The 13260-nt window shown below is 32.1% G+C and carries 14 protein-coding genes; 5 read left to right on the top strand and 9 right to left on the bottom strand.

Features of this window, described 5'->3' with window-relative positions; all coding sequences use genetic code 11:
* Together AXG55_RS13830 and menB are read right to left on the bottom strand one after the other, a co-directional pair.
* Entirely contained in the window at positions 1-894 is an 894-nt protein-coding gene (locus tag AXG55_RS13830; protein ID WP_233231243.1) for a 1,4-dihydroxy-2-naphthoate polyprenyltransferase, read from the bottom strand.
* A gap of 30 nt (positions 895-924) precedes the next feature.
* Positions 925-1749 (bottom strand): 1,4-dihydroxy-2-naphthoyl-CoA synthase, encoded by an 825-nt coding sequence (menB, locus tag AXG55_RS13835; RefSeq protein ID WP_148698689.1) that lies wholly within the window; start codon positions 1747-1749, stop codon positions 925-927.
* A 471-nt stretch (positions 1750-2220) separates the two neighbouring features.
* On the opposite strand from menB, the gene AXG55_RS13840 reads away from it, so the two are divergent.
* Positions 2221-2796 (top strand): hypothetical protein, encoded by a 576-nt coding sequence (locus tag AXG55_RS13840; protein WP_148698690.1) that lies wholly within the window; start codon positions 2221-2223, stop codon positions 2794-2796.
* A gap of 240 nt (positions 2797-3036) precedes the next feature.
* Here AXG55_RS13840 and gcvPB read toward each other — a convergent pair whose 3' ends face one another.
* The 5 genes from gcvPB to AXG55_RS13865 form a co-directional block, all read right to left on the bottom strand.
* Positions 3037-4512: an aminomethyl-transferring glycine dehydrogenase subunit GcvPB gene (gene gcvPB, locus AXG55_RS13845; protein WP_148698691.1), complete on the bottom strand. Its 1476-nt coding sequence runs from the start codon at positions 4510-4512 to the stop codon at positions 3037-3039.
* Between the two features lie 11 nt (positions 4513-4523).
* The gene (gcvPA, locus tag AXG55_RS13850) at positions 4524-5885 is read right to left on the bottom strand and encodes an aminomethyl-transferring glycine dehydrogenase subunit GcvPA (protein WP_148698692.1); all 1362 of its coding nucleotides are present in this window, start codon (positions 5883-5885) and stop codon (positions 4524-4526) included.
* A 64-nt stretch (positions 5886-5949) separates the two neighbouring features.
* Positions 5950-6330: a glycine cleavage system protein GcvH gene (gene gcvH, locus AXG55_RS13855; RefSeq protein ID WP_148698693.1), complete on the bottom strand. Its 381-nt coding sequence runs from the start codon at positions 6328-6330 to the stop codon at positions 5950-5952.
* A 32-nt stretch (positions 6331-6362) separates the two neighbouring features.
* A complete protein-coding gene (gcvT, locus tag AXG55_RS13860; RefSeq protein WP_148698694.1) occupies positions 6363-7487 on the bottom strand; it encodes a glycine cleavage system aminomethyltransferase GcvT in 1125 nt (374 codons plus the stop codon).
* Between the two features lie 149 nt (positions 7488-7636).
* Positions 7637-8200: an inorganic diphosphatase gene (locus AXG55_RS13865; RefSeq protein WP_148698695.1), complete on the bottom strand. Its 564-nt coding sequence runs from the start codon at positions 8198-8200 to the stop codon at positions 7637-7639.
* 158 nt (positions 8201-8358) lie between these two features.
* Here AXG55_RS13865 and AXG55_RS13870 point away from each other — a divergent pair, with 158 nt between their 5' ends.
* The 4 genes from AXG55_RS13870 to AXG55_RS13885 all read left to right on the top strand — a co-directional run bounded on the left by AXG55_RS13870 (position 8359) and on the right by AXG55_RS13885 (position 12291).
* Positions 8359-8742, top strand: coding sequence for a translation initiation factor (locus AXG55_RS13870; RefSeq protein WP_148698696.1), 384 nt, complete (start codon positions 8359-8361; stop codon positions 8740-8742).
* Positions 8743-9267: 525 nt separating this feature from the next.
* Complete coding sequence (locus AXG55_RS13875; protein ID WP_148698697.1) at positions 9268-10257, top strand: ribonuclease domain-containing protein; 990 nt, start codon at positions 9268-9270, stop codon at positions 10255-10257.
* Between the two features lie 193 nt (positions 10258-10450).
* On the top strand, positions 10451-11110 hold the full coding sequence (locus tag AXG55_RS13880; RefSeq protein ID WP_148698698.1) for a hypothetical protein: 660 nt from the start codon (positions 10451-10453) through the stop codon (positions 11108-11110).
* A 218-nt stretch (positions 11111-11328) separates the two neighbouring features.
* A complete protein-coding gene (locus tag AXG55_RS13885; RefSeq protein ID WP_233231244.1) occupies positions 11329-12291 on the top strand; it encodes an alpha/beta fold hydrolase in 963 nt (320 codons plus the stop codon).
* A gap of 23 nt (positions 12292-12314) precedes the next feature.
* Here the strand turns inward: AXG55_RS13885 and AXG55_RS15205 are convergent, their stop codons facing one another.
* Positions 12315-12662 carry a transposase gene (locus AXG55_RS15205; RefSeq protein ID WP_233231245.1) on the bottom strand — a complete coding sequence of 116 codons (348 nt, stop codon included), beginning with the start codon at positions 12660-12662 and terminating at the stop codon, positions 12315-12317.
* Positions 12650-12943 carry a helix-turn-helix domain-containing protein gene (locus AXG55_RS13895; protein ID WP_233231246.1) on the bottom strand — a complete coding sequence of 98 codons (294 nt, stop codon included), beginning with the start codon at positions 12941-12943 and terminating at the stop codon, positions 12650-12652. The genes AXG55_RS15205 and AXG55_RS13895 overlap by 13 nt, the downstream gene beginning before the upstream one ends.
* Positions 12944-13260 lie beyond the last annotated feature (317 nt).

Raw genomic sequence — 13260 nt, forward strand, 5'->3', positions numbered from 1 at the left:
TTATCCTATTATAAATCCAATGCCCATTAAGATACCAAAAATAATTTGCACCAATGCTGACATTCCTAAATATTTATTAAATATTTTTGAAGGCTCTTGAAATAGAATGCCATTTATTACCAAAATTGCAATTGGCAACGACAAAAAAGACAACAGAGCCGCTGCCCTATGTCCTTCATAAATCCAAAATATATTAAGCAAATAAGTCATTGAAAATAAAGATACTATTTCAAACCGTGCAAATTTTTTACCAAAACGTGCCGCAAGAGTCATTTTTCCAACGGTTTTATCACCCTTAAAATCACGAAAATTATTTATGGAAATTAAAACTGTAGCAAGCAGTCCAATTTGTAACCCAGCAACAAAGGCAGGAAGTGTAAAATATCCTGTATGAATATAAAATACCCCTCCCACAGCAGCCAAACCAAAAAATAAAATAACAAATAATTCGCCCAATCCCACATAAGCTAAGGGATAAGGACCACCGGTATAAAGATAACCACAAATTAATGAAATAATACCAATAGCTAAAATAAAAATTCCGCCTTGAAAAACTAAAGGGAGTCCAAATAAAATCGCAATAAAAAAACTTAAAAATCCGCCAAATATGACTTGTTTCGGAGTCAATAAACCACTTTGCGCGACTCTTTTTGGCCCTATTCTCTTATCATTGTCTGCGCCTTTTTTGAAATCAAGAGCATCATTAACAAAATTTGTTCCAATTTGAATAAATATAGAAGCAAGAAGAGCCAATAAGCTTAAATTCCAATTTACTTTTTCTCCCGAAGGTTTTAACGCAACCATAGCAACAGCTGTTCCGACAAAAATAGGAGTAAAAGCCGCTGTTAATGTTTTAGGTCGAGAAGCTAAAAACCAGGGTATTATTTTATTCATAAAAAAATCCATTAAAAATATCACTGATAATCAAGGAAATCTATCAAACTTATTAAAATCAGGTTTTCGTTTTTCGATAAATGCTTCCTTACCTTCTTTTGCTTCTTCACTTAAATAATAAAGAAGTGTCGCATTGCCTGCAAAGTCGAGCAATCCAATTTGCCCATCACAATCTGCATTTAAAGCGGCTTTTAGACAGCGTAACGCAAGAGGTGAATGCTCTAATATTTCACGACACCATTTTAATGTCTCTGTTTCAAGTTCATCCACAGGAACAACATGATTTACCAGACCCATATCCAATGCTTGTTGAGCACTATATTGTCTACATAAAAACCATATTTCACGTGCTTTTTTCTGTCCAATTATACGTGCAAGATAACTGCTACCAAGACCGCCATCAAAGGAACCTACTTTAGGGCCCGTTTGCCCAAATTTGGCATTATCTCCCGCAATAGTTAAATCACAAACAACGTGAAGAACGTGACCGCCACCGATGGCATATCCTGCTACCATAGCAACAACAGGCTTCGGCATAGAGCGGATAGATTTTTGCACATCTAAAATATTTAAACGCGGCATGCCATCTTGACCAACATAGCCGCCGTGGCCTCTTACTTTTTGATCTCCACCGGAACAAAAAGCTTCTTTACCTTCACCTGTTAAAATAATCACTCCAATTTTTGAATGATCTCTACAGATTTCAAGAGCTTCAAGAAGCTCTTTTACTGTTTCTGGTCTAAAAGCATTTCTGACGTGTGGCCTATTAATTGTTATTTTTGCAATACCATCTTCCGTTCTCTCTAACTTAATATCAACAAATTCTTTCATACTATGCCAAATATTTGAATTCATGAGACATCTCCTTGCTGAATCTTTGTTCTACAGATCAAAATCCTTTTAGCTTAATACTGCGCTTAAGCACAACAATTCAAGCAGTTTATTGATAAAGAAAATTTTAAACCCTCGCTACAGAATGTGGAGTAAGCTTAATAAAATTGCTTACCATTAACTTTGAATTATTTATAATACTATTAACATTTGTATTTAAATAAATAAAACGCATTTGTATTTTAAAAATAAAATGTTTTTAGTTAAATATATCATTATCATTTTGATCTATATTAATATTAATATAGTTCTTATTAGAAAATAATTCATGGTTGACAATGCGTATTCAAATCTGTACATAGAAACATAAAGTTGCATTAAGCCAACTTCACGTTTCTATTCATAATTTATTTACAAAAATATTGCTTTAAATACATTAGAAAATTTTATTATCAAAATATTTATTTTTAAATCTGAAAATAAAAGGTAAAAATCATGCCAATCGAAGATAATTCAATAAAAATATTAATTGACTCATTTCCAAAAACATTTTACTATTTGCAATCTATTTTGCATATTAATAAAATAGATATTATTTTCGAATTTTATGAAAGCCATGAATTTAATAATTACCTTGAAAATATAAAATCTCCTGAAGGCATAACCATTGAAGAATCATTTTATTTATTTATAAAAAATATTAATTACTTAAATAATAGTATTATTAAATACTGTTTAATACACGAAATAAACGCAATTATTTTTAAAATGATTAACATTTGTGAAAGCACACATCTTAAAATTAAAATTATTAAATTCAATCATCTCTTCAATAACTATTGGACAATAATAAATTACCCCAAAAATTGTAACTATTTTTTTCAATTTAAAAAAAATTTAAATATGAATCAATCAAGCATTAAATTACTTTATGCTTCTACAAATAAAAAATATACTTGTGCAAAAATCAACAACAATATTGAAAATTATCTAGATAAATATTTTAATGAAAGAGAAATCATAGACTCTACAATGGAAAACATTTTAAAAAATATCGGTTTTATTTTATAATTTTGGCTATGAAATTTCTAAAATTCCAAGAATTTCTTGCTCTCCGATTTTATTATTTTCTCCTAGTTTTTGATGATTTGTAGATTCCATAACATTAGTTGCCATTCTTTTCAACTCATTTTTTGCAATTTTATATTCAGAAAGCCTTGTTTTACAGAGCCCTCATAAGGGTATCAAATTCAGGATTGGATTCAATTCCTTCAAATTCAAAAACTTCTTTATGATTTAAGGATTTTTTAGTTAATCCTTAAATTTATATGTCAATTTTAACTCTCTTGCCGCCTTTGTTTCATCTACTTTTTCCCTAAAAACTCTTTTGGGATAAATAACAGAAGAATCACCATTTGATAATATTTCCTTCAATGATGCTACAAAACGATCAAGCTCACTTTTGCTTTCCGTCTCTGTGGGCTCAATCATCAAAGCATTTTTCACACAAAGAGGAAAATACACTGTAGGCGGATGAATGCCGTAGTCAATTAATGCTTTTGCAATTTTAGAAGTGTCCCATCCTTTATCTTTTAAATTTTTATCGTTAAAAACCACTTCGTGCAAATGATTTCCATCTACGGGAATATGTAAAACATCTTTTAATTGTGATTTGATATAATTTGCATTTAAAATAGCATTTTCACTCACCTGACGTAATCCAGTATCACCTAAAGCTTTAATGTAGCACCACGCACGAATAAACATTCCGTAATTTCCATAAAAAGCTTTTACGCGTCCAATGGATTTAGAAAAAGAATAATTTAATGAATAATTTCCATTGCTATTTTCAACACGAGGGATAGGTAAGTAAGGTAACAATTTCTCACTTACAGCAATTGGTCCACTTCCGGGACCACCACCTCCATGCGGGGTTGTAAATGTTTTGTGCAAGTTAAATTGAATGACATCGGCTCCATAATCTCCTGGACGACTTAAGCCGAGAACCGCATTCATGTTGGCGCCATCTATATATAAAAGTGAATCATTATCATGTAATAATTTAGCAATTTGCAAAATATTTTTTTCAAAAAATCCTAGCGTATTTGGATTTGTCAACATCATACCTGCCACATCATCATTCAAAACCGCTTTAACAGAATCTAAAGTAACATAACCATCAGAGCCCGTTGCTACTTGAACAATATTAAACCCGGCTAAGGCCGCACTTGCCGGATTTGTACCATGAGAAGTATCTGCGGTGATAATTGTTTTTCTATTTTTCCCTTTATTCCTATGATATGCAGAAATTAATAACAATCCTGTAAATTCCCCTTGCGCTCCTGCGCTGGGCTGTAACGAAACACCAGGCATTCCTGTAATATTTTTTAAATCTTCTTGCAGCTCGTACATAATTTGCAAATGAGCCTGAGACCATTCTAGAGGATCGTAAGGATGCAATTCACAAATTTCAGAACTGCGCGCCACTTCTTCATTTAATCGGGGATTGTGTTTCATAGTACAAGAGCCTAAGGGATAAATACCCAAATCAATCGCACAATTCCAAGTAGAAAGTCTTGTAAAATGGCGTACAACTTCTGGCTCTGATAGCTCAGGAAGCCGTGCTTTATTTTTTCTTAAATTATTTTGAAATAATTTTTGTATATTTATTGCAGGGACATCAAGTTTAGGTAACCCAATACCGCATGCTCCCGTATGTGAACGTTCAAACAAAAGATCTTCTTCTAAAACAACAGTATTGCCAGTATTTTTATTTAAAAATTCCATTGTGTATTACCTCATCCAAATCTTTTTAAAAGATCACATAAAATATCGATATCTTCACGAGATTTTTTTTCAGTAATTGCAATTAATAGACCATTTTTATCTTCAGAAAAAAATCTTTGTAAAGAAACACCAGGTGCCACATTATTTTCAATACATTTTTTTATAAATTCTTGCGAAGAAATATTTAAATCTAAAACAAATTCATTAAATGATTGTGATTTTTGATATCTTAATTTTGCTTTACCTAATTTCGTAAGTTCAGATTTGGCATACTCTGTTTTGGCAATATTTTGCTCGGCGAGCTCTACAAAACCATTTTTTCCTACCAAGGAAAGCCAAATTGTAGACCATAGAGCACATAAGTTTTGATTTGTACAAATATTTGATGTGGCTTTTTCTCTTCTTATATGCTGCTCTCGTGTGCTTAATGTTAAGGTATAACTTCTTTTTCCCTTGGCATCAATTGTTTCACCACAAAGTCTGCCGGGCATTTGTCTTACATTTTCCAATCGTGTTGTAAAAAGACCTAAATAAGGGCCTCCAAAGCTTTGTGGCAGACCAAAACTTTGTCCTTCTCCCGTCGCAATATCAGCTTCATATTCTCCAGGAGTTTGCAGCAATGCTAAGCTTAAGGGTTCTGTTACATTAGCAGAAAATAAAGTGCCTTTTGAATGTGCTAAATGAGAGAATTCTTGCATATCTTCTATGCAACCAAAAAAATTCGGGCTTTGTACAATGAGCAAAGCCACATCCTCACTTAATAATGACTTCGTCGCCGTTAAGGATGTTTTACCATCGTCTGTTCTAGGAATTACAGTTACTTCTATACCTAAATTTGTTAAATAAGTTTTTAAAACTTCAATATATTCGGGATGCACTCCCGATGAAACTAATATTCTTTTTCTATTTGTTTTAATGCGCATGGCCATTAAAGCGGATTCTGCCATACTTGTTGAACCATCATAGTGAGAGGCATTGGAAATTTCCATGCTAAATATTTCTGCGATCATACTTTGAAATTCAAATAAAGATTGCAACGTTCCTTGTGAAAATTCTGGCTGATAGGGTGTATATGAAGTTAAAAACTCACCTCGTAAAGTCAATTGATTTACAGCCGCTGGACAAAAATGATCATAAACACCGGCGCCTAAAAAACTTAAAGCCGATTTTTTGTTTCTTGAATTTTTAATTATATTTGCAATTTTTCTTTTAATTTCAATTTCAGATAATCCATCACCAATAGAGAGATGTTTTTTTAATCTGACTTCTTCGGGAATACCAATAAGAAGATCTTCTATATTATTCGCACCACATGCTGCTAATATTTCTTTTTTATTTTGCTCAGTGGTTGGAAGTAAACGATGTGCAGACATTTTTATTTCCCTCTTAAAAAAAAGGGCGGGTTTTTAAAAGCCCGCCTCTAACTTGCATTTATTTTTATACACCTTCTGAAATATATTTTTCATATTCCGAGGCAGACAGTAATCCCGAAGGAACTTGATCAATTTCTACTTTGATCAACCAACCATTTTGATAAGCATCTTGTGAAAGATTTTCTGGAGCATCGACAATGGCTGTATTGATTTCAACAACTTTACAAGTGGCAGGAGCATAAAGCTCACTCACTGTTTTGGTAGATTCAATGGTACCAAAAGCATCGTTTGCGTTGAAGTTTGTTCCTACTTTAGGCAACTCTAAAAAAACGACATCCCCAAGCTGATCTATTGCAAACTTTGTCACACCAATGGATGCTTTTTTCCCATCAATTTTTATCCATTCATGCTCTTTAGTGTATTTTAATTCATTTGGATAAGACATATTTTTCTCCTTCTAAACATATAACAAATACTTTATCCCTGCACACTACCATGAACAAAAAAAGGCTTTTTGACAACTGTTGCTAATTTTTTTTCTCCACGAATTTCTATCCAAATTTCTGAACCCAACTTAGCATTTTCTGATGAAACATATGCCATTCCAATATTTTTAGACAATGTAGGGGAGGGACTGCCGCTTGAAATGAAGCCAATTTCATTCCCATTCTCTTTTGCAGAAAATACTTTATAACCATGGCGACCAATTGCTTTGTCCTGCATTTCAAATGCAATAAGTCGTTTTTTTAATCCTTCTTCTTTTTGTCTTAGTAAAATGTCTTTTCCAATAAATGAATTTTTATCGAATTTTGTAATCCATGACAAACCACATTCAAGAGCCGTTGTCGTATTATCCATATCATTTCCATACAACAAATAGCCGCATTCCAATCGCAAAGTATCACGTGCACCCAATCCACAAGGTTTCACACCATAATCTTGGCCAATTTGAAGCAAGCCTTTCCAAATTTTGGAAGCAACTGATGCGGGAAAGTACAATTCATAACCCAGCTCTCCTGTGTAACCTGTACGCGCAATAATAGCTGGTGTGCCTAATACTTTTCCTTCGGTAAAATGATAATATGCCAAATCAGTTATTTTAACATCAACAACTTTTGCAATAAGTTCACGGCTTTTAGGTCCTTGTATGGCAATTTGCGCATAATCATCACTCATATTTTCAAGAATAACGCCTTGTTTTGGACAGTGTTCTTTAAGCCAAGCAAAATCTTTTTCAATATTATTCGCATTGACACAGAGAAAAAAGGAATCAAAACCTCTTCTATATATAATAATATCGTCGACAACAGTTCCATTATCGTAACAAAAGGCATTATATTGCGCTTGTCCTATATTTATTTTTGCCACATCATTAATGGTCATCATTTGTAAAAATTCAAGAGCACCACGCCCCGTGACATTAAATTCACCCATATGACTGACATCAAATAAACCTACTGAGTTTCTTACACATTTATGTTCATCTACAACCCCAGAATATTGGACGGGCATATTCCAACCCGCAAAGGGAACCATTCTTGCACCCAATGACACATGCTCTTCATAAAGGGGGGTCATTTTTAATTTTTCAGTTGTAGACATAGGCTCTCTCCCTAATATTTAAAGATTTTTATGCAGCAAGGCTCATAATCCTTTTCTTGAAATCAGGAGTCAACCACACAAGAATAAAAAAAATCCTTCTCAATTATTTTTATAAAATGAGAAGGATTTTGAGAAAGATATAAATAAATTTATTTCTTTAACATTTCTTTATTGCGATTGTAGAAATCGATACTTTCTTTAATGATTTTTTCTGCTTCGTCTTTTCCAAACCATCCGACAATTTCTACTTTTTTATTTTCAAGAAGCTTGTATGTTCTAAAAAATTGCTCAATTTCTTTAATATAATGAGGGTTTGAAACCTCAACTTCTTTAAGGTCATTAATATGCTTAAATTGAGGATCAGCCGCATGCACAGCAAGGATTTTGTCATCAGCATCTCCCCCATCAACCATTTTCATACAACCAATGACTTTGACATCCATCATGCTTAAAGGATGAACAGGTTCCTGACCTATAACCATAACATCAAGGGGATCACCGTCGTCGCAGTAAGTTTGAGGGATAAAGCCATAATTTATTGGATAAAACATAGGACTTGAAAGCACACGATCAAGAAAAAGCAGACCCGAATTGGAGTCTATTTCATACTTATTTTTAGATCCGCGCGGGATTTCAATAATTGCAGTCACAATAGATGGGGCTTTTTCACCCACGCTCACAGAATGCCAAGGGTGCCATGGATTTACTGACATAATACACTCCAAAAAATAAGGAAGAAGCTCATAGCCTTCCCTATAATTTCTATAATAAGGAAGGACATAGATGACGGTATGTTGTACATGCAGTTTGCTGATTTGTGAAGAAAAAAAGCCGCCATACAAATTAGCAACTGACTCGATATGGAGAAATCATGTCAGAAAAGAAAAAGTCAAAACCTATAAAGCTAGAATGGCAAGGAGGACTTGCCTCCCTTCACGAGGAAGCTCCCATTGCCCTGAGAGGAGCTGACACACCTGCTTCTTCTCCCCCTCAAAAATTACCAATTGGTGAAATCCAAGGAAAAGTGAGTATTCGAAAAGAGAGCAAAGGGCGCGCAGGGAAACCCGTTGCGATACTTTTTAATTTTGCTGATGACCTTGCAAAAAATCCTGAAAATTTAAAAACTTTATGTTCAAAATTAAAAACCACGTTAGCTTGTGGCGGGACTGTTGAAAATGGAGAAATCATTTTAATCTTGCGAAACTTTGAAAAGTTAAAGGAAATTCTTTTAAAATTAAATCTTATTGCAAAGTAATATCATTTACACTTCTTCCGACCCTCATTTCAAAATCCCTCATTTATAAATAAATCAACAATAATAAATCCTTATATAAAAATAAAATATCCCTAAATATTAACATTTGATTAAAATACAATGACGAATTAATGAAAAAAATAAAACCGAACTATGAACATTAAAATTTTATTAATAATTCATTAAAAACCCTTAATAAAGCTTATTTTAATTGACTAAAATTTAATAATAAAGTATTTAAATTTTATTCCAATAAATTTATGGAATTTAAATATCCAATTCATGGACGATGGATAAGGTTATTAAACAATAATATCCTTGCTATATTATCATGATATATAACAAGATATTTATTCATAATAATTAAATTTTTATGCTTTTTATCGGAAATTAAATCACATCACTAATAATAAGTTACAAACATAAAATCGAACGATTGTAATTTATTATTTAGAAAAAATAAAATATTAAAAAAATATCATCACAAATAATTATTAATAAATAAAAAATCATAGGTAAAATGATATGAAAAATATTACAAAATTTTCATTAGTATTTATTTCTCTAATTGCTCATCAACTTTCATTTGCGGGATCTTACTTATTTTGCGCTAATGAAAATGGTGATTCTAAATGGGCAAACCCCAATCAAAATAACAATGACTCCTGGGCACCACCTGATGAAAACGGTTTTTGGCTAAAAGGAAGTTTATATATTGTAAATGCGCCAAAGCAACTTCATAGCGCGTTATCTATTGACTTATCCGAATCTAAATCACGTAACAAAAGAGCAAGTGCAAACGATTTTAATCAAAGACCTCATACAATTAACGATAATGACCATTCAAGATCTGTTCAAGTTTGTCGTAAATTAATTACTACGTGCCAAAGCTCATTTGGCAACGAATATAAATTTGTTGGTGCCGCATCACATTCTTTAGCAGCAACGGATTGGGGATATATTGCTGCCGATAATATTGTGTGTCCCAATTGGGATTATAAAGAAGGTCTCTCTCTGCTTGCAGAAGAAGGATCAAGCATTGGAGCCTTTCTCGGCGATCTCGTAATTGATACCGTTGCCAGCGGACCTTTCCCAGAAAAAGGCGTAGGTATTGTATCAAAGCCCAATACAGCAAAAGGAATTAAAGTTCCTTCTGTAAAACCAAGTGGAACAAAAGAAAATCCGAAACCCTCATTTAATAGAAAAAATGTTGTTGATGCAGACGGATTTACTTTAGTTCAAAGTAAGCCAGACATCCCTTATAGAGCATATGAACACTCTGATAATATTAATTTTTCATCAACTAATATAAAAAAATATAAAAATCACAGTAAAGCTCTGCCTGAAGGGGGAAATTATTATGAGATTGACATTCCTTTCGAAGGCCAAAATGGGCGCGACGCAAAACGTGTTGTCGTTGACAGAAATACAGGCAAAAGATGGTACACAAAAGATCATTATGACTCATTCATAGAAATGAACTCTATACCCAACTACAAATTAACAAAAAATTAGGTTTTAAACTTGAAAGTCTCAAAATATTTAATTAAATTTTGATAATTTATATTAAATTAAACTTATTAATTAAAATTTTGATTTTTTCATAAAATTTAATATATTATTTTCGGCTCACTTTTTCTGCGAGTAAAAGTGAGCTCTTATTTATCCCATTTTGTTAACTTTACATCATGACTCTGGAGAAATGTCTGTGAAAATCATATCAACAGTAAAAATATCCTTGCTTTCTATTTGTGCATCAATGACTTTTCAAACAAGCCATGCAGGTATTTATAATCACTATAGTTCTTTATATAAGAATAATGATTCATTACATACTAACAAGGGAGGCTCCTATCTCTTTTGCGTCAATCCTAAAAAGAATTTTGCTACAAAATGGGCAAAACCTTCAGACAAAAATTGGAACGTCAACGGCTCCTTATCGTACCCTAATAAAAATATTTTTAATCAAGGAGGAATTTGGATCCCTGGTAGTGAAAAATCAAATAACCACTCACAATATTATCTTATTGCTCAAAAAGAATTTGCGAATAAAGAAAAAGCCGATGAGTTTTGCCAAGCTCTCATAAAAAAATGTCAATCCGATGTGAAAAATTTTAATCAAATACATTCCATTATCGACGACAGTCACGAATATACCCAAATTGGCGCGTCGAGTTATGCAATACCAACCAGTGAATGGGGAATTATTCTAACAAAATATGAAAATTCTTCATCAGAAATTGTGAACCAATCATGTTCAAATTGGCGCCATAAAAAAGGTGAGAAAATAGAATTTCCAAGCAGACCTATTGCCGAACTTATGGCTGAAACATCTCTTTTATATAGCACCTTACCATTTTATTATTAATTGGTAAGCTACTCTGAATTAAATGATATAAATCAAAAACTACACATTTTTTATTAAAATTAAATAAATTATCTAAAATTAATGTTGCGTAATTAAAAATAAATTAATATAAGTATTTTTTATCAATTATTAGAGAATATTAATTGATATATCTAGTTTAATTTTAATAAAAAAAACACAAGGATTGTGCTTAAAAAAACCGCAGGAGGCGACTCATTTTGCAAACAACTGAAATTCAATTAAATGATCTTTATGTTGCTTTTCATAAACCAGAAAACTGGAATGGCAATACACTTTTTTATGTACATGGAGGCCCAGGCAGTCATTGCAAAGATTTTGAAGAAGGTATTCATTATTTTAAATGCTTTAAAAATTCGAATTTAGGCTTCATCACTTATGATCAACGCGGCTCAGGAAGATCATCATGCACATCCAATAATATGCCTCACCTGACTCACAGAAAAAACATTGAAGATTTAAATTTTCTTATTAATTCAACATATGAAATATTTTCATTGAAAAAAACACCCGTATTGTTTGGCCATAGTTATGGTGCGCGCCTGGTCTATGACTTATTATGGAATTATTCTGATATTAAATTAGACTTTATTCTTTGCGGAACAAGTCTTCATCCTAATGACTCCTTAAATACCTCACTTGCTCTCGATATGCTTGTCCTAAGACAAAACTATCCTAAAGAATTTCAAATAGCAGTTGATGTTTTATCGCAATACGAAGGGGAACCCTACGAATTATCTCCAAAAATAAGAACACTTTTTCCCGATCTTATAAAACGTCAACAAGAAAGACAAAAATATTATTGGATCAATGAAAAAGCCATGCATTGGTGGAATGAAACAACTCAAAAACATAATGTAAAAGATAACGATGAAGCCTATTTTCAAATTGTTTCCTCATTTAAAAATGAAATTTTTAATAATAACTCATTTGATCCTTGTAGATTAAGCCAAAATGGAATTTCTATTATTGGATTTCACGATTACTTAATGAATGGGAGCACTCATCATAAACTTATTGACGATAAAAAAATAATAAAATTTCGTTCATCAGCACATTATCCCCATTTTGAACAACCTGAATTGTTTATTGAAAAAGTAACAGATTTCATCAATAGAACTCATAACAATGCACTTGAAACTCATTACCGCAATATCATTTAACCTAATTTCTTATGAAATATACCTCAGGCAACTAGAAGTTGAGATTCTTTGAATTCCTGAAAATTTAACTGCATTAATGAAATAAGATCATCTCTAGTTTCATTATCAAAATTTGTTTTATGCAAGCTATTTTTAATTGCCTCTTTAAATAAAAAAAAACTCATGTGATACTTTGAGTTTAAACATTTTTTCTTCACATATTTCCAATATCTTTCAATTATATTCAAATTTGGAGAGTACGGAGGAAGAAATATAAATTCGATTCCAAGTCGTGATGCACGATTCCTAACAAGTTTACAATGCTGGTACCCTGCGTTATCCAAAACAATACTTATCTTTTCTGAACCACATTGATATCTTATTTTGTGCAATATTTTGCAATCATTTCTCGAAAATTGTAAAGTTCACTTTTTCTTTTTACAATTTTTTTTTCAAGTAAACCTTCAATTCCGTTCTTCCTAAATTCATGAAAATAAGAACAAATTGTATTTTCACAAGAACCTAATATTTTTGAAATTTCTTTAATTGGTATGCTATGTGCATGCAAAATGAGCGCTTCTGCTTTTTTCTGAACTAATGGTCTGGGATCTGTAAATCGAACTTTTTTAAGTAAATCAACAACGCCATCAGCAAAGTAAACAGAAAGAGTCATTACGCCCTCCATCAATCGGAAGGGCTATATACGGCTTCTTTTGATTTTTGTCAAAAAATTAATAAATTCTCACTTCTACTGCTGCGGAAGTATATCTTGATGTTAGAGAAGCAAATCCTGCAAGTGGAACTCCCGTTCAAATTTGGGATTGTGTTGAACAATCGCAACAAAAATGGTGGGAATGTTAATTGTTACTTTAATTCACTTTTAAAGGTTGATTTATTTTTCAGCAAAATAGTTTTTTCGAAAATTGCTTCATTCTCCTATAGAAATATTTTTTTAATAAGAATAGAAAGGAAGTCATATACATAACACCT

It is taken from the genome of Silvanigrella aquatica (assembly GCF_001907975.1).
Classification (GTDB): Bacteria; Bdellovibrionota_B; Oligoflexia; order Silvanigrellales; family Silvanigrellaceae; genus Silvanigrella; species Silvanigrella aquatica.